Here is a 20403-nt window from a genome sequence, read left to right as displayed (position 1 = left end):
GTATTCATTGCTTAGTTTAACGATTGGGGAATAAAAATGAAAACGAGATGGATAAAAGGGCACAGGTTATTAAGCACTATTGCTAGTCTATTTTTGCTCGGGTGTACATGGGGTGGTGCTGTTTATGCTGATGTTTACTCTAGCGCTGAGTTATCCGGTGAGCAACGCAAGTGGCACAAACTCACTTTAACATTCGATGGCCCAGAAACGAGTGAAGCGGACAAAAATAATCCTTTTCTTAATTATAGGTTGAATGTTGAATTCATTCATACTGAAAGTGGCGATAGTTTTTTGGTTCCGGGCTACTTTGCTGCAGATGGAAATGCTGAAAATACTTCTGCAACTGCGGGTAATAAATGGAGAGTTCATTTTACGCCCAATCAAACAGGGCAGTGGCAATGGCATGCTAGTTTTAGAAAAAATCGTTGGGTAGCTATTTCTGATAAACCAGATTCTGGGGTTTCTGCTGGCTTTATGGATAATAAAAAAGGCATCTTTAAAATATCAGAAACCAATAAATCTTTGCCTGATTTCCGTGCGGCAGGCCGCTTAGAATATATTAAACAGCCTTATTTGCGTTTTGCTGAAACAAAAAAGTATTTTATTAAAGCGGGTCCAGATGCGCCTGAAAATTTTTTGGCCTATGCTGATTTCGATGGCACATTTCATAATGATGGTCATAAAGATCATCTCGTAAAAACTTGGGAAGCGCATCTCAAAGATTGGAATAAGCAAGATCCAACATGGCAACAGGGTAAAGGTAAGGCCATTATAGGTGCATTAAATTACCTTCATCATAAAGGCTTGAACGCGGTTTCATTTTTAACCTTGAATATTATTGGCGATGACCAAAATGTATTCCCCTATGTTGACTACGACACCTATGACAGGTTTGATGTTTCTAAATTAGCTCAATGGGAAATTGTTTTTGAGCATGCACAAAAATTGGGTTTATTTTTACATTTTAAAACGCAAGAAATGGAAAATCAGGGGTTATTAGATGGCGGCGGTACGGGAGTACAACGTAAGTTATATTACAGAGAGCTCATTGCCCGCTTTGGTCATCACCTCGCGCTTAATTGGAATCTAGGAGAAGAAAATGGTGAGTGGATTAACAACCACCCATCTATGCCACAAGGGACGAATGAGCGAATCGCTATGGCTAGATATTTTAAAGAACACGACCCATATAATCACCATGTCGTGATTCATAATGGAATTGACTATAAGGATTTAACCGGCGCTGATAGCCATTATACGGGGGCTTCTGTGCAAACTCATCATAGAGACTTCCATACCGTACATGATGAAGTTGTTCGTTTGCGAGATTGGCCTGTTGTAAACGGTCCGTGGGCAATTGCTGTAGATGAACCAGGAGATGCTCAGCACGCCCTCATGCCAGATAATATGAATCCAGAACACAATGATGCCAGAATGAATGGTTTGTGGGGAGCATTAACCGCCGGTGCGTGGGGCACAGAATGGTATTTTGGATATGCTAACCCGCACTCAGATTTAACTGCTCAGGATTATCGCTCAAGGGATAAGTTTTGGGATATGGCTCGATACTCAATTGAATTTTTCGATTTAATAGATGTGCCTTACCACAAAGCTAAAAATGCAGATGAGAGACTATATGGAGCAGATGGTTATGTTTTGGCGCAATTAGGTGAATTTTATATCATTTATTTAAAATCCGTTACGGACACAGCCAAAATTGACTTTAAGCATTTTAGCGGTGAATTCCAAGTTAAGTGGTTTGACCCTCGAAATGGAGGAGATCTACAAGATGGTAGCGTTGAAAAAATAACGGCTTTTTGGAAACATAAGGTGACTAAGCGGAATGCGCACTTGATTGGTCAAGCACCTAGTTCTCAAGATAAAGATTGGGTGGTACTAATTAAAAAGATTTAATACTGATATTCTAGCTGCAGGCTAATTTAGCTCGCAGCTAGATTTTTATTGCTTTGAGTTATATTTTTTGAGCAATTTCAGCAAGTTCTATTTCGAGAGTATCTACTTGCTTAGGGCCTAACTCTAGCACCTCTAATAACTCGTCTCTTATATTTGGCCAATCGCCTTCGTAATGCTGATGCTTAATATGCGTGTATAAATTGGTTGCTAATCTTAAAATGGCGTACATTTCTTTTTGTTCAAATGGCGCTGGATCGAACAAAAAATCTTTATTATGGTGTTGAGCGACTATCTGGCAAATATTCGAGGGTAGTTGCCACTGTTCACAAATGACATACCCAACTTCAGCATGGTCATTACCATGCTTGATTCGCTCAACTGCAGTGAATTGGTGGCTTGATGGATCATTTGCTAACGCTAATGTTTCTTTATAATCCGAATATTCTATTGCCATTGCTGCTATGCCCAAGTTATGGATTAAACCAAGGCAATACATAGTGTCGGTTTCTAATGATGAATTGAGAGAGGCTGCAATGTGTTTACAGAATTGGGCAATCAACAATGACTCATCCCAAAAGCGCTCCAATGAAATTGAAGCAGGCTTAGAGAAACTTTGCTGAATTAGACTTGTGACAGTTATTGAATATACCGTCTTGAAACCCAAGGCGATGACAGCTTGCTTTATGTCGGCTACTTGTCTATTCAAACCAAAAATAGGCGAATTTATGGTTTGAAGGATTATTCCGGCTAAGCCAACATCCGTTTGAATTAAATTTGCCGCCTTCACTATATCTGGGCTTACCTGACTATTGAGGGCTTCTAGCTCTTGAAGCAATTCAGGCTTAGTCGGTACATGAAATGTTTTTTGAATTGTCTCTAAAGTTGCTTTATCTAATGTGAACATACATTGGCTTTTCTTATTGGTTTGCTAAATTTATAGCAGATTGAAAAACAAAGTGACACATAAATAGCGTGTAAATCTGACTTAAAACAGCCTGAGATTAAATATTGAACTGATAGTGGTTGTTTTATAGCTAAATTGACTTAAAAATAATCGAACAGAAAAAATATTAAATTTTTTTACTAAAAGTGTTTGACGTGCCCCCTCATGCTGGGTATTATGCGCCCCGCTGCTGAGGGACACCTCAGCGACAGTCGGTGATTAGCGCAGCTTGGTAGCGCACTTGGTTTGGGTCCAAGGGGTCGCAAGTTCGAATCTTGCATCACCGACCACTCTTTTAAAAAGTGAAGCGCCTATGGTTCTTCGATACGCGTCCTTAGCTCAGCTGGATAGAGCAACGCCCTTCTAAGGCGTGGGTCGTAGGTTCGAATCCTACAGGACGCGCCATTTTTACACCAGTTTTATTATGGTGGCTGTAGCTCAGTTGGTAGAGCCCCGGATTGTGATTCCGGTTGTCGTGGGTTCAAGTCCCATCAGCCACCCCATCTCTTTTATGTTTTCCTTCGGTGATTAGCGCAGCTTGGTAGCGCACTTGGTTTGGGTCCAAGGGGTCGCAAGTTCGAATCTTGCATCACCGACCACTTTCTTTTGCAATTTCATTAAAAAAAACCACCTTTATTGTCTGATACACTCGACTCTGTCCACACTGACCGCTATAATGTCGCGTCATTTTTTTAATGTACAGAATTCAACCTGTTTTAGTTTGTTTGAAATTATTATCATGTTACTAAGCAGGGTAGTGCCATTCTGAGCTCGTTATATTGAACTAATTTCTAATTTTGGCAGTCAGTTAGGGCTGGTTAGAAATTTAACGATAATAAAAATAAGCTCCAAAGAAAAAAGAGCTGATATTGGCTCAACAATTTTGAGGTATAGCAATGCAAGTTTCTGTAGAAACAACTCAAGGCTTAGAACGCCGTGTAACTATTACAGTTCCTGCTGATAAAGTAGAATCTGAAGTAAAAAACCGTTTACAACGTTTAGCAAAAACACAACGTATTGACGGTTTCCGTCCTGGTAAAGTTCCAGTAAGCGTAATCAAAAAACGCTATGGTGCTGCTGTTCGTGGTGAAGTTGCTCAAGAAGTTATGCAACAAAACTTTTATCAAGCTGTTGTTCAAGAAAAATTAAACCCAGCTGGTACGCCACAAATTGAAGACCAAAAAGATACAGATTCTGGTGATTTTCAATTTACAGCTGTATTTGAAGTATACCCAGAAGTTAAAATTGAAGGTTTAGAGTCAATCAAAATTGAAAAGCCAACTGCTGAAGTAACTGATGCAGACTTAGACAATATGATTGAAACTTTACGTAAGCAACATGGCAAATTTGAAGCGGTAGAAAGAGCTGCTGAAGATAAAGACCAAGTTGTTATGGACTTCGAAGGTTCAATCGACGGTGAAGTATTTGAAGGCGGTAAAGCTGAAGACTTCAAATTAGTACTTGGTTCTGGCAACATGATCCCAGGTTTTGAAGACGGTATTATTGGTTTAAGCGCGGGCGATGAGAAAGAAATTAACGTTACTTTCCCTGAAGAGTACCATGCAGAAAACTTAAAAGGTAAAGCAGCTGTATTCAAAATTAATGTAAAATCTGTTGAAGCACAGGTTTTACCAGAAATTGATGCTGATTTCGTTAAATTATTCGGTATTGCAGATGGCGGTATTGAAGAACTTAAAGCTGAAGTTCGTCAAAACATGCAACGTGAACTAAAACAAGCTTTAACTCAAAAAGTTAAAGAGAATGTAATTTCAGGTTTAATTGATACAATTGGTTTAGAAGTTCCTAAAGCTTTAGTTGAGCAAGAAATTTCTGCATTAAAACAGCAAGCATTACAAAGATTTGGTAACGGTAACCAAAACTTACCTGAATTACCAAACGAATTATTCCAAGATCAAGCTGCGCGTCGTGTTAAAACTGGCTTATTGCTTTCTGAGATTGTTCGTTCTAGTGAAATCAAAGTAGATGAAGATAAAGTTAAAGAGACTATCGAAAACTTAGCTTCTGCTTATGAATCTCCTGAAGAAGTTGTAGAGTACTACAACAGCAACAAAGAAATGTTAACTAACATTCAAAATGTTGTTATGGAAGAGCAGGCTGTTGATTTCGTATTAGAACAAGCACAAGTTGAAACTGTAGCTAAGTCTTTTGACGAAATTATGAATAAACACGCTTAATTTATCTATAAAAGATTGACTAAGCAGGGTTTGACTTGTTTAAATGGCTTGGATGAGATTCATTCAAGCCATTTTTATTTTGAGTAAAGGAATTTATGAATACAACAAATTCAACATTTGATCCAATGAGCGCTTTAGTGCCTATGGTTATTGAACAAACTGCCAAAGGTGAGCGTTCGTTTGATATCTATTCTCGATTATTAAAAGAGCGTGTTATTTTTCTAGTGGGGCAAGTTGAAGACCACATGGCGAATTTGATCGTTGCTCAACTTTTATTTTTGGAATCAGAAAATCCAGAAAAAGATATTCATATCTATATTAACTCTCCTGGTGGTTCAGTTACAGCGGGTATGGCCATATATGATACGATGAAGTTTATCAAACCTGATGTTTCAACAGTCTGTATTGGTCAAGCTGCAAGCATGGGCGCATTTTTACTATCAGGTGGCACTAAGGGTAAACGTCATTGCTTACCAAATTCTCGCGTTATGATTCATCAACCACTTGGTGGTTTCCAAGGTCAAGCGTCAGATTTTGAAATACACGCAAAAGAAATTTTAGCGATTAAAGAAAAGTTAAATCGCTTAATGGCAGAACATACAGGTCAAGATTATGAAAAATTGTCTAACGATACAGATCGTGATAATTTTATGACTGCTGATGATGCCCTTGAATATGGTTTAATCGATAGCATATTAGCTCAACGTAACGAAAAATAGACTAAACTAGTCTATTAAATTGTTACTTTTTGAGAATACAGAAGTAGAGGTAATTAAATGACAGATTCCCGCAAAGGTGATGGTAGCGACGATAACAAGCTATTACACTGCTCATTTTGTGGCAAGAGTCAGCATGAAGTACGTAAATTAATCGCAGGTCCTTCTGTGTTTATATGTGACGAATGTGTTGAGCTTTGTAACGATATTATTCGTGAAGAGATTAAGGACATTGCGCCAGAAACAACTTCATCTAAAGAAAAATTGCCAACTCCGGTTGAAATTCATAAGCATTTAGATGATTACGTAATCGATCAAAAATTAGCAAAAAGAGTGCTTTCTGTTGCTGTTTATAATCATTACAAAAGATTACGTAATAGTGAGAAATCTAAGGTTGATGTTGAATTAGGCAAAAGTAACATTTTGCTAATTGGTCCAACAGGTAGTGGTAAAACATTATTAGCTGAAACCTTAGCTAGATTCTTAGATGTACCTTTTACTATGGCTGATGCAACCACGTTAACTGAAGCTGGCTATGTCGGTGAAGATGTTGAAAACATTATTCAAAAATTACTTCAAAAATGTGATTATGATGTTGAACTAGCTCAACGTGGTATTGTTTATGTCGATGAAATTGATAAAATTTCTCGCAAATCAGATAACCCATCGATTACTCGAGATGTGTCTGGTGAAGGCGTACAACAAGCTTTACTTAAGCTAATTGAAGGTACTATTGCCTCTGTTCCACCACAAGGTGGACGTAAGCATCCACAACAAGAGTTCTTACAAGTGGATACTTCAAAGATCTTATTCATATGTGGTGGTGCTTTTGCTGGTTTAGATAAAGTAATTGAGCAAAGAACTGAAGTCGGCTCTGGCATTGGTTTTGGTGCAACAGTTAAAGGTAAATCAGAGCAGAGAACCTTAACTCAAAATCTATCTGACGTTCAGCCAGAAGATTTAGTTAAGTATGGCTTAATTCCTGAATTTATCGGCCGTTTACCAGTTGTTGCAACTTTAACTGAGTTAGATGAAAAAGCGTTAATTCAGATTTTGAGCGAGCCTAAAAATGCATTAACTAAGCAATATTCAGCATTATTCGAAATGGAAGATGTTGAACTAGAGTTTAGAGAAGATGCACTACGTGCTATTGCGAGTAAAGCGATGGAGCGTAAGACGGGTGCGCGTGGATTAAGATCTATCATGGAAAATGTATTATTAGACACTATGTACGAGCTACCTTCAATGGAAGGTGTAAGTAAAGTTGTGGTGGATGATACAGTCATTAATGGTGAGTCTGACCCTATCTTAATTTATGAGAATCCAGAGAAACAAGCTGTCTCTGAATAAAATTTATTCTCTTATTCTAAAAGCGAGCTACGGCTCGCTTTTTTATTTGTTCCAAACTGAACTATCTTGATTCCACTTCGTTTAAACTCAATACTGCTTAAATTTGTAGAAAAAATAATCCATTAGCGAAAAAAGTTGAACAATATCTGTTTTTTCGGATACAAAATATGGTTATTGCTTGATATGCTTATTCCGATCCCCATATTCTTTTAATAATTACATTCAGCCTTGCAAAGAGACGTATTATAATGACGATAGAAAATTCAGGCCGTATCGATATTCCTGTTTTAGCCCTGCGTGATGTTGTGGTTTACCCACACATGGTAATTCCATTGTTTGTTGGTCGTGAAAAATCGATCCGTTGTTTAGAAGCTGCAATGGAAAATGACAAGCAAATATTTTTAGTTGCGCAAAAAGATGCTTCAGTTGATGAACCTGAGCACACGGATATATATGAAATAGGTGCAGTCGCAACTATTTTACAATTGCTTAAATTACCCGATGGTACTGTAAAAGTATTAGTGGAAGGTAATCAGCGCGGCAAAATTAATCGTTATATTCAAACGGATGAATATTTCTATGCTGAAGTTGATATGGTGCCATCACCTGATATCGACGAAAGAGAGCAAGAAGTATTAATTCGCTCTGCAATCAGTCAGTTTGAAGGCTATGTAAAACTGAATAAAAAGATCCCACCAGAAGTTTTAACTTCTCTAAATGGTATTGAAGAGCCTGCAAGGTTAGCTGATACCATGGCTGCACATATGCCACTTAAGTTAAATGATAAACAAACTGTATTGGAAATCGTTGATGTTGCCGAACGCTTAGAGTTTTTAATGGCTCTGATGGAAAGTGAAATCGACTTATTACAGGTTGAAAAGAAAATTCGCAGCCGTGTTAAAAAGCAAATGGAAAAAAGTCAGCGCGAATATTACTTAAATGAGCAAATGAAAGCGATTCAAAAAGAGTTAGGTGAATTAGATGATGCACCTGATGAATTTGAAGTGCTAACTAAAAAAATTACTGAATCAGGCATGACTAAAGAAGCTGAAGAAAAAGCTATGTCTGAATTACAAAAATTGAAAATGATGTCGCCTATGTCGGCTGAAGCTACGGTTGTCCGTGGTTATATCGAAGCGATTACTTCTGTCCCATGGAAAAAGCGTTCTAAAGTTAAAAAAGACTTACCTAAAGCACAAGAAATTTTAGATACAGATCATTATGGCTTAGATAAGGTTAAAGAACGTATTATTGAGTATCTAGCCGTTCAACAAAGAATGAACAAGGTTAAAGGACCAATTTTATGTTTAGTGGGACCTCCAGGGGTTGGTAAAACTTCATTAGGTCAGTCAATCGCTAAATCGACCGGTCGTAAATATGTTCGTATGGCACTCGGTGGTGTCCGTGACGAAGCAGAAATTAGAGGCCATAGAAGAACTTATATTGGCTCAATGCCAGGTAAAATCATTCAAAACATGAGTAAGGTTGGAGTTAAAAACCCACTCTTCTTGTTAGATGAAATAGATAAAATGTCGTCAGATATGAGAGGTGACCCTGCTTCAGCGTTACTTGAAGTGTTAGATCCGGAACAAAATAGTAGTTTTGTCGATCATTACCTTGAGGTGGACTACGATCTTTCTGACATTATGTTTGTGGCAACTTCGAACAGTATGAGAATTCCAGGTCCTTTATTGGATCGTATGGAAGTGATTCGACTATCTGGTTACACAGAAGATGAAAAACTGAATATAGCGACGAGACATTTATTACCAAAACAAATTTCTCGTAATGGCTTGAAATCCCATGAAATTGAAATTGAAGAAGCAGCAATTTTAAATGTCATTCGTTACTATACTCGAGAAGCTGGAGTGCGCAATTTAGAAAGAGAGCTTTCTAAGTTATGTCGTCGAGCGGTTAAGAATATTTTAATGGAAAAAGAGACTAAGAAAGTCACTATCACAGCTGATAATTTATCTGAATTCTTAGGTGTACAACGTTGTGATTATGGTAAGGCAGATAGTGATAATCAAGTCGGTCAAGTGACTGGTTTAGCTTGGACAGAGGTTGGTGGGGACTTACTTACTATAGAAACCTCTGTCGTTTCAGGTAAAGGTAAAATGACATCAACAGGATCACTTGGTGATGTTATGCAGGAATCGATTCAAGCCGCAATGACAGTTGTTCGATCGCGCGCTGAAAAGTTAAGAATCGCCGAAGACTTTTATGAAAAACGTGATATTCATGTTCATGTACCTGAAGGGGCTACGCCTAAAGATGGTCCGAGTGCGGGTATCGCTATGTGTACCGCTTTAGTTTCTAGCTTAACGGGTAACCCTGTACGCTGTGATGTGGCTATGACAGGCGAAATTACCTTACGTGGTGAAGTATTACCTATAGGTGGTTTAAAAGAAAAACTACTTGCTGCGCACAGAGGTGGGATTAAAACTGTCGTTATTCCAAAAGATAATGAAAGAGACTTAAAAGAAATTCCAGAAAATGTAATCGGAAATTTAAGCATACATCCAGTCAAATGGATTGATGAAGTACTAAATATTGCTTTAGAACAGCCTCCAGAGGGCTTTGAAGTAATAAAATAGATAAAAAGACTTGTCATTTGGCAATATCTTATTTATCTTTCGTGTGGGATTTTTGTATAACCGCTAAGCCTTATGTTTAAAGGGCTAGCTCAAAGCTACAAAAATGAAATAATTGGCTTATATTGCTTGATTAGTTTTTATAAGCCTGATATAAATCTTAGACCAATCCAGCCGCAGTCGGCGTTATTAACGATTTAGTGGCAGTATAATAACAATTGAAAGGGGATGAAATCTTGAACAAGTCTCAACTTATCGACAAAATCGCAGCAGGCGCTGATATCTCAAAAGCTTCAGCAGGTCGTGCATTAGATTCATTTATTGATGCGGTATCTGAAGCATTACAAGAAGAAGATCAAGTTGCTTTAGTTGGCTTCGGTACTTTCTCTGTACGTGAGCGTGCTGCAAGAACAGGTCGTAATCCACAGTCTGGTGAGACTATCGAGATTGCAGCTGCTAAAGTTCCAGCATTCAAGCCTGGTAAAGCACTTAAAGACGCTGTAAACAAATAAGCGTTCGAAAAAGTATTAGTATTAAGTAGGCTTCGATGAAAATCGAAGCCTTCTTTATTTTAGGCTTTAAATTTTTATAGTCATTATCTGTTGTAAGAGCTGTAAGTCAGTTTCCATATCAAGTAGAGATTTAGCATGTTAGAAAGAATCCGAGAGGGTAGTCAGGGTCCTGTTGCCAAAAGTATTTTAGGTTTAGTTATTGTGACATTTGCTCTTGCTGGTGTAGGGTCATATATAAACTCAGGTGGCGAAACTCAAGTTGCAGAAGTAAATGGCACTGAAATTAAGCAAAGCGAATTAGAGCGTGCGTATAATAACGAAAAGTCACGCATGGAATCTCAATTTGGCGATATGTTCAGTCGATTAACTGCTGATCCGACTTACTTAGCTAACTTTAAAAATGGGATTTTAGAGAGATTAATCTCAGATCAACTTATCCTTGATTTAGCAAGTAACTTATCTATTCGAGTAAGTGAAGAGCAAATTAAAAAAGCCATATTTGAAATGCCAGAATTTCAAGTAGAAGGTAAATTTAACAATGATAGATTTAATCAGGTCTTAATTCGCGCGGGTTATACTCCGACACAATTCAAATCTATCATGCGTAAAGACATGACTCGCAGACAACTTGTGAGTGCGTTAACAGATTCAGAGTTTGTCTTAGACAACGAAGCGAAGAACTTTCAACAATTACAAATGCAAAAAAGAGCAATTGAATATGTTGAAATCGATGTTAATCAATTTGCTGATAGCGTAACTGTGACAGATGAGCAAATTGAATCACACTATCAATTAAATATTGCGCAGTACGAGACAGAGCAACAATTAGAAGTTGAATATTTAGAACTAGTTATGTCTGATTTAGCCAAAACGGTTGATATTTCAGATTCAGAAATTGAAAATTTCTATAATGAGAATAAAGCGAGCTATTTAAAACCAGAACGTCGCCGCGCTTCTCATATCTTAATTGAAACTGGAGAAGATGAAGCGAAGGCAAAAGAAACCATTGAAGGTTTATTAGCTCAAGTTAAGCAGGGCGCAGACTTTGCTGAATTAGCTAAAACACATTCAAGTGATACTTTCTCTGGTCAAAATGGTGGTGATTTAGATTTCTTTGGCAAAGGCATGATGGATCCTGCTTTTGAAACTGCAGCATATGCATTGGCTAATATTGGTGATGTTTCTGATGTTGTTCAAAGTGGTTTTGGCTTTCATATTATTAAATTAACTGATATTGAAGCTGAACAAATTAAACCGCTTGAAGACGTTAAAGATGAAATTACTTCTAAACTGCAATATGAAGCCGCGTTAGATGTATTTGCTGAGAAGCGTCAATTAGTTGAAGAGTTAGCTTTTGAAATGCCGGACTCACTTACTCAAGCCGCAGAAGAAGCTGAATTAGAAATTAAATCAACAGCATTATTTGATGTAGCGAGTGCACCATACCCATTTTCAGAACAAAAACTGTTAGACGAAGTATTATCTGCTGATGTTTTAGACGAAGGGTTTAACTCTAAGTTAGTTGAAGTTTCTGGTGAGCATTTAGTGGTGGCTAGAGTAAAACAACATAACCCAGCTAGAACCAAACCTTTAGAAGAGGTTAGAGCGGATATTGCAAAAGTGGTTTCTCAAGACTTAGCCAAAGATGTTGCTAAAACTTGGATTCAAACTTTAAGTCAAAAATGGGCTGCTAGTGAAGATATTCAATCTTTATTAGATGAGCATAAGTTAACGATAGAAACGGAAGCTGAATTAGCTCGTTTTGGCTCTGAAGTACCAGGTGCTATTGCACGAAAAGCGTTCGAAATGAGTGCGCCTACTGAGGATAAAACATCAGCTACTTGGCTTGAAGTTAACCAAAATCAGTTAGCCGCGATTAAATTAAATTCGATTACAACAGAAAATGTAGAAAAAGTTGATGAGGCTACTAAGCAAAGATTAAACTCTGCATTAACTGACTATAACTATCAAGCCGTGATTAAAGCATTAAGAGAAGATGCTGATGTTGCGCTTTATAAGGTTAGAACTGGCGCCTAGTTAATCATTTAACTTAATCTTAATAAAAACCGATTGTTTAACAATCGGTTTTTTGGTTTTTAATCTCTTTAAAAAGTGTTCGTTAAGTTTATTTGTTTCACTTTAGCGTTCTTAAGGCATCAGCTAGCTCTGGATAGCTAAACTCAAAGCCTTCATTCAATAACTTTTCAGGATAGACTGCTTGCCCTGTTAATAGTAGATCGGACATTTCGCCAAAGATTAGTTTTAGTACAAAGCTCGGCATTCTAAATAAATTAGGTCTATTTAGTTGTTTGGCCAAGGTTTGACTAAATTCGTTGTTCGAAATTGGGTTAGGAGCTGTTAAATTGTAAACACCCTGGCATTTTTCATTATTGATCAAAAACAGTAAGGCTTTAATATGATCTGCTAAGCTAATCCAAGACATGACTTGCTGACCATGTGAAATCGGACCGCCCAAACCCAACTTGTATGCTGGTCTCATTTTGGCGATCGCTCCACCTTGCTGAGCTAGCACTAAACCTGTCCTAATGATGCAGACCCGACTGTCGTTTTCTGCCTGAAGCGCTAAGCTTTCCCACATACGGCATACTTCATGGGTAAACTCTGGGTGTACCATGTCGTTATTTTCTGTCACTTTAGTTGTACTAGGCTGTCTACCATAATACCCAATAGCAGAGCCTGAGATAAATACACTTGGTTTAACTTTAGCTTGCTTGATGCGAGTGACTAGGTTTTCCGTTATATCCCATCTGCTTCGACAAATCTTTTCTTTTTGCGAATCGGACCAACGTCGGTTTGCAATGGGTTCACCAGCTAAATTTATAATAATGTCAAAATCAAATTTACTATCTTTAGGTAATTTGGTTGTAAGATGAACCTGATCTGGCATATGTTTTTTGGCTTTTCTGACAGACCGAGTGAGCACATGGATTTCATGCTGGTTAATTAACTCGGCGATTAAAGCTTTACCAATTAAACCTGTTCCACCTGTAATCAATATTTTCATCTTAACTTCCTATTTTTAGGAATGAACGAAGTAAATGCTTATTTGGTTCTGCTCAGTGTTAAAGAAACTGAATCAGCAAATCTCAGCGCATGAGGTTTATCTACCTCTGCTTCAGCATAGGTTACCCAGTCATGTTCACAAGCGATATCTAAAATATCATTGGTTAATTTTTCTAAGAGGTAAAAGCGATTGTCTTCGACGAGTTGAATGATACGTTTAGTTATATCGCGGTAGTTTAATGCGTCTTCCATATTATCACTTGCCGCGGCCTGATCTGCACAATAATGAATTACCAGGTTCACAACTACATCTTGCTTATTTTGAATCTCTTCTTCTTTTATTCCAATATAAGTTCTTAATCTTAAATTTTTGACTTGGATTTTTGCGATATTATTTTTATGCATTGTTAACTTTATCTCGTTTTTGTTTTGCCGACTTTTGTTTGAGTATATACTGCCGTTAATTAAATTTATATCAAAGGATAGATACATATATGCCTAATTATAATAACCCAGCAACTCGATTTATTTTGACCTTCGCTGCTTTGGTCATAGTACTCGCTGGGATTAAGGTTTCTCAGCAATTAGTCGTGCCATTTTTATTATCTATCTTTATCGCGATTATTTGCCAGCCTGTTATTTCTTCGCTGGAAAAAATTAAGTTGCCTAAAATGTTAGCGATTAGCTTAGTCGTTATTATTATTTTAACTCTAGGTTTTTCTTTCGCGGGTCTAGTGGGGAATTCGCTGAACAATTTTAGTCAAGACTTACCTATGTATAAGGAAAAGTTACAGCAGGAGATTGGCTGGGTTACTAATCAACTTGCAACATTTAATATCCACTTAAACCGTGAGCAAGTTATGACGCATCTTGATCCCGGTGCAGCTATGTCATTAGCAACCAATATGTTGAGTGGTTTAGGCAATGCGATGGCTAACTTTTTCTTAATATTATTAACGACAGTTTTCATGTTGGTAGAGTCAGGCACAGTTTCAAAAAAACTGCATTTGGCATGGCAAGATCCTAAAATGCACTTAAGTCGAATTGATGACTTTTTGCAATCAGTTAATAATTATTTGGCGATCAAAACCGTTATTAGCTTATTAACTGGTTTGATTGCAGGTTTATTATGTTGGGCTGTTGGTATTGATTATTTTGTGCTGTGGGGCGTTTTAGCATTTCTACTCAATTATATTCCTACTATAGGGTCAATTATTGCAGCTGTGCCTGCTGTGTTATTAGCCTTTATTCAGGTAAGTCCGCTTGCTGCTGGTATTGTCGGCATTGGTTATATATTAATTAATACTATTATGGGTAATGTTGTTGAGCCTAAATACATGGGGAAAGGACTTGGTCTATCTACACTTGTGGTCTTCTTATCTTTAGTATTTTGGGGTTGGCTACTCGGTACTGTTGGTATGCTACTTTCTGTGCCACTTACTATGGTTGTGAAGATAGCGACTGAAGCATCTGAACATACCAGATGGTTTGCTGTTATGTTATCCAATCAAGATGAGGTCGATTTAGCTGTAAAGCAAGACACGATAGAATAACAATTCAAAAAATTATATAAGGTCTATACTTAAATTACAGTCAACAGATACTGTGGGGTTACTGTGATTTTAATTAGGCCTATCCAAGTAACAGATTTCGACGCTTTAGTTGATATTGCTAAAGCATCTGGTCATGGTTTCACCTCACTGCCGGTTGATGAGGCGCTCCTAAAAAACAGAATTAAATCAAGTATTCAAGCTTTTAATCTGGACATTAACACTCAGCCTAACCTTCACTTTAATCACACACCGGCCCATTATCTGTTTGTTGCAGAAGACACGGATACCAAATTGATAGTCGGTACCAGTGCTATTGATGCTGCTGTCGGTTTATCTGATCCATTTTATCATTATCGATTATCAAAAATTGTCCATAGTTCTCATGCTTTAAATGTTTACAAGGTTGTTGAGTTGCTGACATTATGCAATGACTACACAGGGGCGACTGAAATTGGCAGTCTGTTTTTAATGCCAGAATATCGGCAAGGACTAAATGGCAAATTATTGTCTAAGTTTCGTTTTTTATTTATGGCTGAACATAGAAATCGGTTTAGCGATAGAATATTTGCTGAAATGAGAGGGATTTGCGATGAAGATGGTCACTCTCCATTTTGGCGTTGGTTACAGGATAATTTTTTTCAAATAGACTTTCCGACTGCTGATTATCTAAGTGGTATAGGCAACAAAGCTTTTATTGCCGAATTAATGCCGCAGTTACCCATTTACGTTAATTTATTATCTAAAAAAGCCCAAGCCGTAATGGGCAAAGTACACGAACAAACTTTACCCGCATTAAAGTTATTACAGCATGAAGGCTTTAGTTACCGTGGCTATATAGACATTTTTGACGCAGGTCCCACGGTTGAAGCTGAATTAAATCATATTCGAAGTGTTAGAAGCAGCCTTAAGCTGGCAGTTGAAATTACAGATCAGCAAGATGATTTGAGTCAGGCTGAGCTATGTTTACTCGTAAATACACAAGTGAAAAACTTTAGAGCGACACTCCATAGCGTGGTTACTGATAAAGCCGCAGGTAAAGTTTACTTACCAAGTAAACTTGCGAGTTATTTAAAATTGACAGAGAAGGATAGCTGCCGCATTTTATTATTGTGAGGCTAGCCATATGAGATTTCCAAGTGCTTGCATAAATCATAATTGGTTGTTTGGTGAAGGTGAGCAGCTGAGTAAATTCGACTCGACAAAAGGCACTTTGCTTTGGCAAGCTAAAGCTGCTGAACCAAGCCTGATAAATTTAGCGTTAGATACAGCTCGAAGCGCTTTTTATGCTTGGTCACAATTGAGTTATCAAACAAGACTCGATTATTGTTTGGGGTTTGCAGAGAAGGTAGAGCAAAATCGGAACCAGCTGAAACTTATCATTTCACAAGAGACAGGTAAGCCGCTATGGGAAGCTGATACCGAAGTTACCGCTGTTATTAATAAAGTGAAGTTATCAGACCTTTCTTACCAAGCTAGAACCGCTGATATTTTAATCTCAGATACAGAAATTAAAATGATCACCCGACACAAACCAAGAGGAGTTGTTGCAGTACTTGGGCCATTTAATTTTCCTGCTCACTTACCCAATGGTCATATTATTCCAGCTTTACTTGCAGGCAATACTATTGTGTTAAAGCCAAGTGAAAAGGCGCCTTTAACTTCCCATTTTATTCTAGAACTTTGGCTGCAATCGGGTTTGCCAAAAGGCGTTATTAATTTATTGCAGGGAGGAAAAGACACGGCGCAAGTTTTAATTGAGTCACCTAAACTAGATGCTGTGTTTTTCACCGGTAGCTCCAAAACTGGCATTGCAATGCAGCAAGCTTGTTTAAATCAACCGCATAAACTGGTTGCTTTAGAATTAGGAGGCAATAATCCACTAATTATCGGTAAAGTTAAGGATCTGAAGGCTGCTAGCTATTTAACGATACAGTCGGCTTTCTTATCAGCAGGGCAGAGGTGTACTTGCGCTAGAAGATTACTGGTAGAAAAATCCCCTCAAGGTGATGCTTTCTTAACGCAATTAATTAAGGATATTCGAAATATTCAAGTAGGTCATTATGATCAGCAACCATGCGTTTTTTATGGTGCTTTAGTTGATCTTGATGCTGCTCAAAATATACTAAATTCGCAAAAATCACTTGTTAAGCAAGGCGGGAAACTATTAGTTGAGGGGCAGTTGATTGAACCTAAAACCGCTTTGCTCAGCCCAAGTTTAATTGATGTGAGTAATATATCTGAATTACCAGACAAAGAGTACTTTGGCCCTTTACTTCAAGTGATTCGTTATGACAAATTTGAAGCGGCCATTGAGATAGCTAACCATACGCAGTATGGGCTTTCTGCTGGTATTTTGTCCGACCTTGATACCCAATATCTGCAATTTTACCAGCAGAGTAGAGCAGGCATTGTTAATTGGAATCAAGCTTTAACTGGTGCTAGCGGTCAGGCTCCATTTGGTGGTATTGGCCTTAGTGGAAATGCTAGACCAAGTGCTTTCTATGCAGCTGATTATTGCGCTTACCCAGTTGCTTCTATGGAAAGTAAACAATTAAAAATGCCTGAAAAAATAACATCGGGTTTGAAATTTTAGAGGCTGATATGAAGCAAGTAGATAACTTCTTTCATCATCTATGGCTTGATTATATAAAGTTAACACCGAGTGCTATCAAGTTGCAGGCCCTGTTGCAACCATATGGCGAGATAGTCAATGATCATATTGCTCTGAGGACGTTTAATCTAGCGCCGATTAACTTAGCTAGCTTGGTACAATTGCTCGAACCGCTTGGTTATACAGTTCAGGATACGTATCACTTCAAAGAGAAAAAATTAAATGCCTGTTATTTATCATTAGCAGAAAACCCTTACCCTAAAATTTTTATTTCAGAGTTGAACGTTGCAGGTTTTAGTCATCATTTTCAAACTATAATTCGCAAATTGGTCGAACAGAACTTGGCTTCGAACCGAGTTTTAAATTTATCCTTTTTTTATAGTGGTCGACACTGGCAATTGCCCAGCACGGATTATTATACTCTACTTGAAGAATCCGAATATGCAGCTTGGTTGGCCGCACTAGGTTTTCATGCAAATCACTTTACAGTCAGTGTAAATCATTTAGCAGATCTGAATTTAGAGCAGGTGAATCAAGTGATAAAACAAGCAGGATTTAAATTAAACCAAAGTGGCGGAGAGATTAAAGGGGATAGTCAATCTGGATTAAAACAATCTGCAACGCTCGCTGACATGCAGATAGTTGACTTTATTGATACTCAACTTGAATTACCAAGTTGTTTTTATGAATTTGCTGAGCGCTATAGTTTAGTTTCAAACTATGAGCACTCAAATAAAGATGCTTTTTCTAATTTATATCAAGGGTTTGTTCCAAGCTCAGCAGATAAAATATTCCACAGCACAGATATGAAACTGTAAATTTAGATATTTACCCCTAACTCGGGTTATTTATTGCCCCAAATTTTAGCTACGGCTCTATCTGTTCCTAAAGCTCCCACTATTAAACAAATTAAGCCAGTAATCCCAAAAACTGAGACAGGAATTAAGACTCCAGCTTCCCCTTGGGGACTCAAATAAATAACCGCGAGTGTTAAGATTGCAAACAGAACCCCGACAATAATCAAGATTTTTCGATTCAGTGGTTTGTAGTTATATGCTTCTGTACCAGATTCAAAAATATTTAAAATGGGAGAGCAAAGTGTTCTAAAAAAATGTTTCATTTGGGCATTAGCATAAAAATAAGGATAAAGAATTGTGTCATAACTTAGGCTAGCTGAAAAGTATCTGAGGTTTTCTTATTTTTGATTGAGGTTAGTATAGCAAGGTACAAGATTAATAAAGGAAGAAAAATGAAGTCTAAAATTATGTTTATTTGTTTGTTATTCAGCTCATTTAGTTTACATGCAGATATCCAGCACTTGGTATTGTTGTGGTTGAAACCTGAAGCTAATAATAGCGTAAAACAAAATATTATTGACCAGACCCAAGCACTGGATCAATTAACAGATGTTGAGTCTATATGGGTAGGCGCTTCTATCCCTAATCCAAGGCCTATCGCAGATGACTCTTTTGATATTGGGGTTACTATGCTTTTTAAAGACAAAAATGCTTTGGATCGCTTTTTAAAATCAGAAAAACACAGTAATTTTGTGAAATTTCACATAAAACCATATATAAATAAGATTCTGGTCTATGATTTTGAAGTAAAAACCAAGTAAAATAAGGGAAATTTAGACAAGCTTTATATGATGAGCTAGATTTTACATTAGCTAAGGATGTAGGTCATAAAAGTGCCGCTTTAGTAATTTATTATTAGGCAAAGTTTGTTTTTTACAAAACCCTTCATGGTAAAGGAAATTAATGATGAATAAATATTTTAAATTAGCGGCTGTCGCTGCTGCAATCCTATCAACTCAAGCCACAGCTGCAGACGCGGATATTAAAAATGCGTACGTTACTGGTGGTTTAAATATGTTCGCTTTTGATACAGAAGTGCACAATATGGATAAAGCGATAGGTCCTTGGTTTGGTTTTGGTTATCAAATTGATAAGAACTGGGCTGTAGAGTTCGATTATCATATGGCTGATTCAGATATAGATCACCCAGGTATTACAACTAATAAAGGCGTTGATATTAGCTTGATGTCTTTAAGCGGTGTTTATCGTTATGCGCCGGTTGGTCAAAATAGCATTTTGGCTAAAGTCGGCTTAGGTCGTCAAGAATATGATAGCAGCGCAAATGGTTCAGTAACTGAGACTGCTATCCGTGTGGGTGGTGGTTACGAATATTACATACAGCCTAACTTATCAGCTACTTTTATGTGGGATTTATTATACAGTGTTGATGAAACTCTAATTGATAGCTTGCCTAATATCGGCCTTAAATATCAGTTTGGCGATGTTAAATCATCTTATAAAAAGTCGACTAAAGCGACTAAACCTGCTGAGAAACCAGCTAAAGCTAAGCCAGTTGTTATGGATGCCGATTTAGACGGTGTTGAAAACAGTAAAGATATGTGTTCAAACACGCCTAGTGGTGTTCGTGTGAATGCTCAAGGTTGTCCATTCGATCGTGATGCTGATGGTGTTTACGATTATAAAGATGAATGTGTTATGACACCTGCTGGCGCTAAAGTTGACGCTAAAGGTTGTACTGTTAAATTAGAAGAAAAAGTATCAATTCAATTGTATATTTCTTTTGCTAATAACAGCAGCGTAGTGCCTGAAGAATATAGCACTGAAATTAAGAAAGTTGCTGACTTCATGAAATCATACCCTGATACTAAAGTTGCTCTAGTTGGTCACTCTGATTCATCTGGTTCAGCTGCGTACAACCAAATGCTTTCAGAGAAACGTGCTGCTAAAGTTGCAGATTACCTAGTGACTAAATTTGGTGTAGATAGCGCTAGAGTTAGTTCACGCGGTGAAGGTGAAGCGAATCCAATCGCTGATAATACAACTGCGGAAGGTCGTAAGAAAAATAGACGTGTAACAGCTGAAATTACAGCGGTTGTTGCTAAGTAAATCTTACTGACTCAAGATTAATTAAAAAGCGCTTGGCTAATACCCAAGCGCTTTTTTTTGTTTTAAC

The 20403-nt window shown here is 37.5% G+C and carries 17 protein-coding genes and 4 tRNA genes; 17 read left to right on the top strand and 4 right to left on the bottom strand.

Translation table 11 applies throughout. The features are described from left to right. Window positions 1-36: 36 nt before the first annotated feature. On the top strand, window positions 37-1914 hold the full coding sequence (locus XM47_RS06980) for a DUF5060 domain-containing protein (protein ID WP_078061858.1): 1878 nt from the start codon (window positions 37-39) through the stop codon (window positions 1912-1914). Between the two features lie 58 nt (window positions 1915-1972). On the opposite strand, the gene XM47_RS06975 is transcribed toward XM47_RS06980, so the two are convergent. After that, the gene (locus XM47_RS06975; RefSeq protein ID WP_048691094.1) at window positions 1973-2818 is read right to left on the bottom strand and encodes an HDOD domain-containing protein; all 846 of its coding nucleotides are present in this window, start codon (window positions 2816-2818) and stop codon (window positions 1973-1975) included. A gap of 252 nt (window positions 2819-3070) precedes the next feature. On the opposite strand from XM47_RS06975, the gene XM47_RS06970 reads away from it, so the two are divergent. From XM47_RS06970 to XM47_RS06925, 10 genes are all read left to right on the top strand, one after another. Next, window positions 3071-3147: transfer RNA gene (locus tag XM47_RS06970), tRNA-Pro, on the top strand. 38 nt (window positions 3148-3185) lie between these two features. Beyond that, window positions 3186-3262 (top strand) — tRNA-Arg (locus tag XM47_RS06965). A 22-nt stretch (window positions 3263-3284) separates the two neighbouring features. Further along, window positions 3285-3360 (top strand) — tRNA-His (locus XM47_RS06960). 19 nt (window positions 3361-3379) lie between these two features. Next, window positions 3380-3456, top strand: a tRNA-Pro gene (locus XM47_RS06955). Window positions 3457-3753: 297 nt separating this feature from the next. After that, window positions 3754-5052: a trigger factor gene (tig, locus tag XM47_RS06950; protein WP_048691092.1), complete on the top strand. Its 1299-nt coding sequence runs from the start codon at window positions 3754-3756 to the stop codon at window positions 5050-5052. Between the two features lie 95 nt (window positions 5053-5147). After that, entirely contained in the window at window positions 5148-5771 is a 624-nt protein-coding gene (gene clpP / locus XM47_RS06945) for an ATP-dependent Clp endopeptidase proteolytic subunit ClpP (RefSeq protein WP_048691091.1), read from the top strand. Between the two features lie 57 nt (window positions 5772-5828). Then, window positions 5829-7118, top strand: a complete 1290-nt coding sequence (gene clpX, locus XM47_RS06940; RefSeq protein WP_048691089.1) for an ATP-dependent Clp protease ATP-binding subunit ClpX — start codon at window positions 5829-5831, stop codon at window positions 7116-7118. A 248-nt stretch (window positions 7119-7366) separates the two neighbouring features. Next, window positions 7367-9715 (top strand): endopeptidase La, encoded by a 2349-nt coding sequence (gene lon, locus XM47_RS06935; RefSeq protein WP_048691088.1) that lies wholly within the window; start codon window positions 7367-7369, stop codon window positions 9713-9715. Window positions 9716-9948: 233 nt separating this feature from the next. Further along, window positions 9949-10224, top strand: coding sequence for a nucleoid-associated protein HU-beta (hupB, locus tag XM47_RS06930; protein WP_048691086.1), 276 nt, complete (start codon window positions 9949-9951; stop codon window positions 10222-10224). A 135-nt stretch (window positions 10225-10359) separates the two neighbouring features. Continuing rightward, window positions 10360-12261: a SurA N-terminal domain-containing protein gene (locus XM47_RS06925; protein ID WP_048691084.1), complete on the top strand. Its 1902-nt coding sequence runs from the start codon at window positions 10360-10362 to the stop codon at window positions 12259-12261. 97 nt (window positions 12262-12358) lie between these two features. Here XM47_RS06925 and XM47_RS06920 read toward each other — a convergent pair whose 3' ends face one another. Continuing rightward, window positions 12359-13249 (bottom strand): TIGR01777 family oxidoreductase, encoded by an 891-nt coding sequence (locus XM47_RS06920; protein ID WP_048691083.1) that lies wholly within the window; start codon window positions 13247-13249, stop codon window positions 12359-12361. Between the two features lie 38 nt (window positions 13250-13287). Next, window positions 13288-13653, bottom strand: coding sequence for a dihydroneopterin triphosphate 2'-epimerase (folX, locus tag XM47_RS06915; protein WP_048691274.1), 366 nt, complete (start codon window positions 13651-13653; stop codon window positions 13288-13290). 89 nt (window positions 13654-13742) lie between these two features. Here folX and XM47_RS06910 point away from each other — a divergent pair, with 89 nt between their 5' ends. From XM47_RS06910 to XM47_RS06895, 4 genes are all read left to right on the top strand, one after another. Then, on the top strand, window positions 13743-14801 hold the full coding sequence (locus XM47_RS06910) for an AI-2E family transporter (protein WP_048691081.1): 1059 nt from the start codon (window positions 13743-13745) through the stop codon (window positions 14799-14801). Window positions 14802-14864: 63 nt separating this feature from the next. After that, the gene (astA, locus tag XM47_RS06905; protein WP_048691079.1) at window positions 14865-15914 is read left to right on the top strand and encodes an arginine N-succinyltransferase; all 1050 of its coding nucleotides are present in this window, start codon (window positions 14865-14867) and stop codon (window positions 15912-15914) included. Window positions 15915-15924: 10 nt separating this feature from the next. Beyond that, window positions 15925-17394, top strand: a complete 1470-nt coding sequence (gene astD / locus XM47_RS06900; protein WP_048691077.1) for a succinylglutamate-semialdehyde dehydrogenase — start codon at window positions 15925-15927, stop codon at window positions 17392-17394. Window positions 17395-17402: 8 nt separating this feature from the next. Next, window positions 17403-18230, top strand: a complete 828-nt coding sequence (locus XM47_RS06895) for a DUF1338 domain-containing protein (RefSeq protein WP_048691075.1) — start codon at window positions 17403-17405, stop codon at window positions 18228-18230. A gap of 26 nt (window positions 18231-18256) precedes the next feature. On the opposite strand, the gene XM47_RS06890 is transcribed toward XM47_RS06895, so the two are convergent. After that, window positions 18257-18532, bottom strand: a complete 276-nt coding sequence (locus XM47_RS06890; protein WP_048691073.1) for a hypothetical protein — start codon at window positions 18530-18532, stop codon at window positions 18257-18259. A 129-nt stretch (window positions 18533-18661) separates the two neighbouring features. On the opposite strand from XM47_RS06890, the gene XM47_RS06885 reads away from it, so the two are divergent. Together XM47_RS06885 and XM47_RS06880 are read left to right on the top strand one after the other, a co-directional pair. Further along, the gene (locus tag XM47_RS06885) at window positions 18662-19030 is read left to right on the top strand and encodes a Dabb family protein (protein WP_048691071.1); all 369 of its coding nucleotides are present in this window, start codon (window positions 18662-18664) and stop codon (window positions 19028-19030) included. 142 nt (window positions 19031-19172) lie between these two features. Next, window positions 19173-20336 carry an OmpA family protein gene (locus tag XM47_RS06880; protein ID WP_245623436.1) on the top strand — a complete coding sequence of 388 codons (1164 nt, stop codon included), beginning with the start codon at window positions 19173-19175 and terminating at the stop codon, window positions 20334-20336. Window positions 20337-20403: the final 67 nt, after the last annotated feature.

The organism is Catenovulum maritimum (genome assembly GCF_001050375.1).
GTDB lineage: Bacteria > Pseudomonadota > Gammaproteobacteria > Enterobacterales > Alteromonadaceae > Catenovulum > Catenovulum maritimum.
The sequence above is the reverse complement of the archived record's forward strand: the minus strand, read 5'-3'. Positions and strand labels throughout refer to the sequence as shown.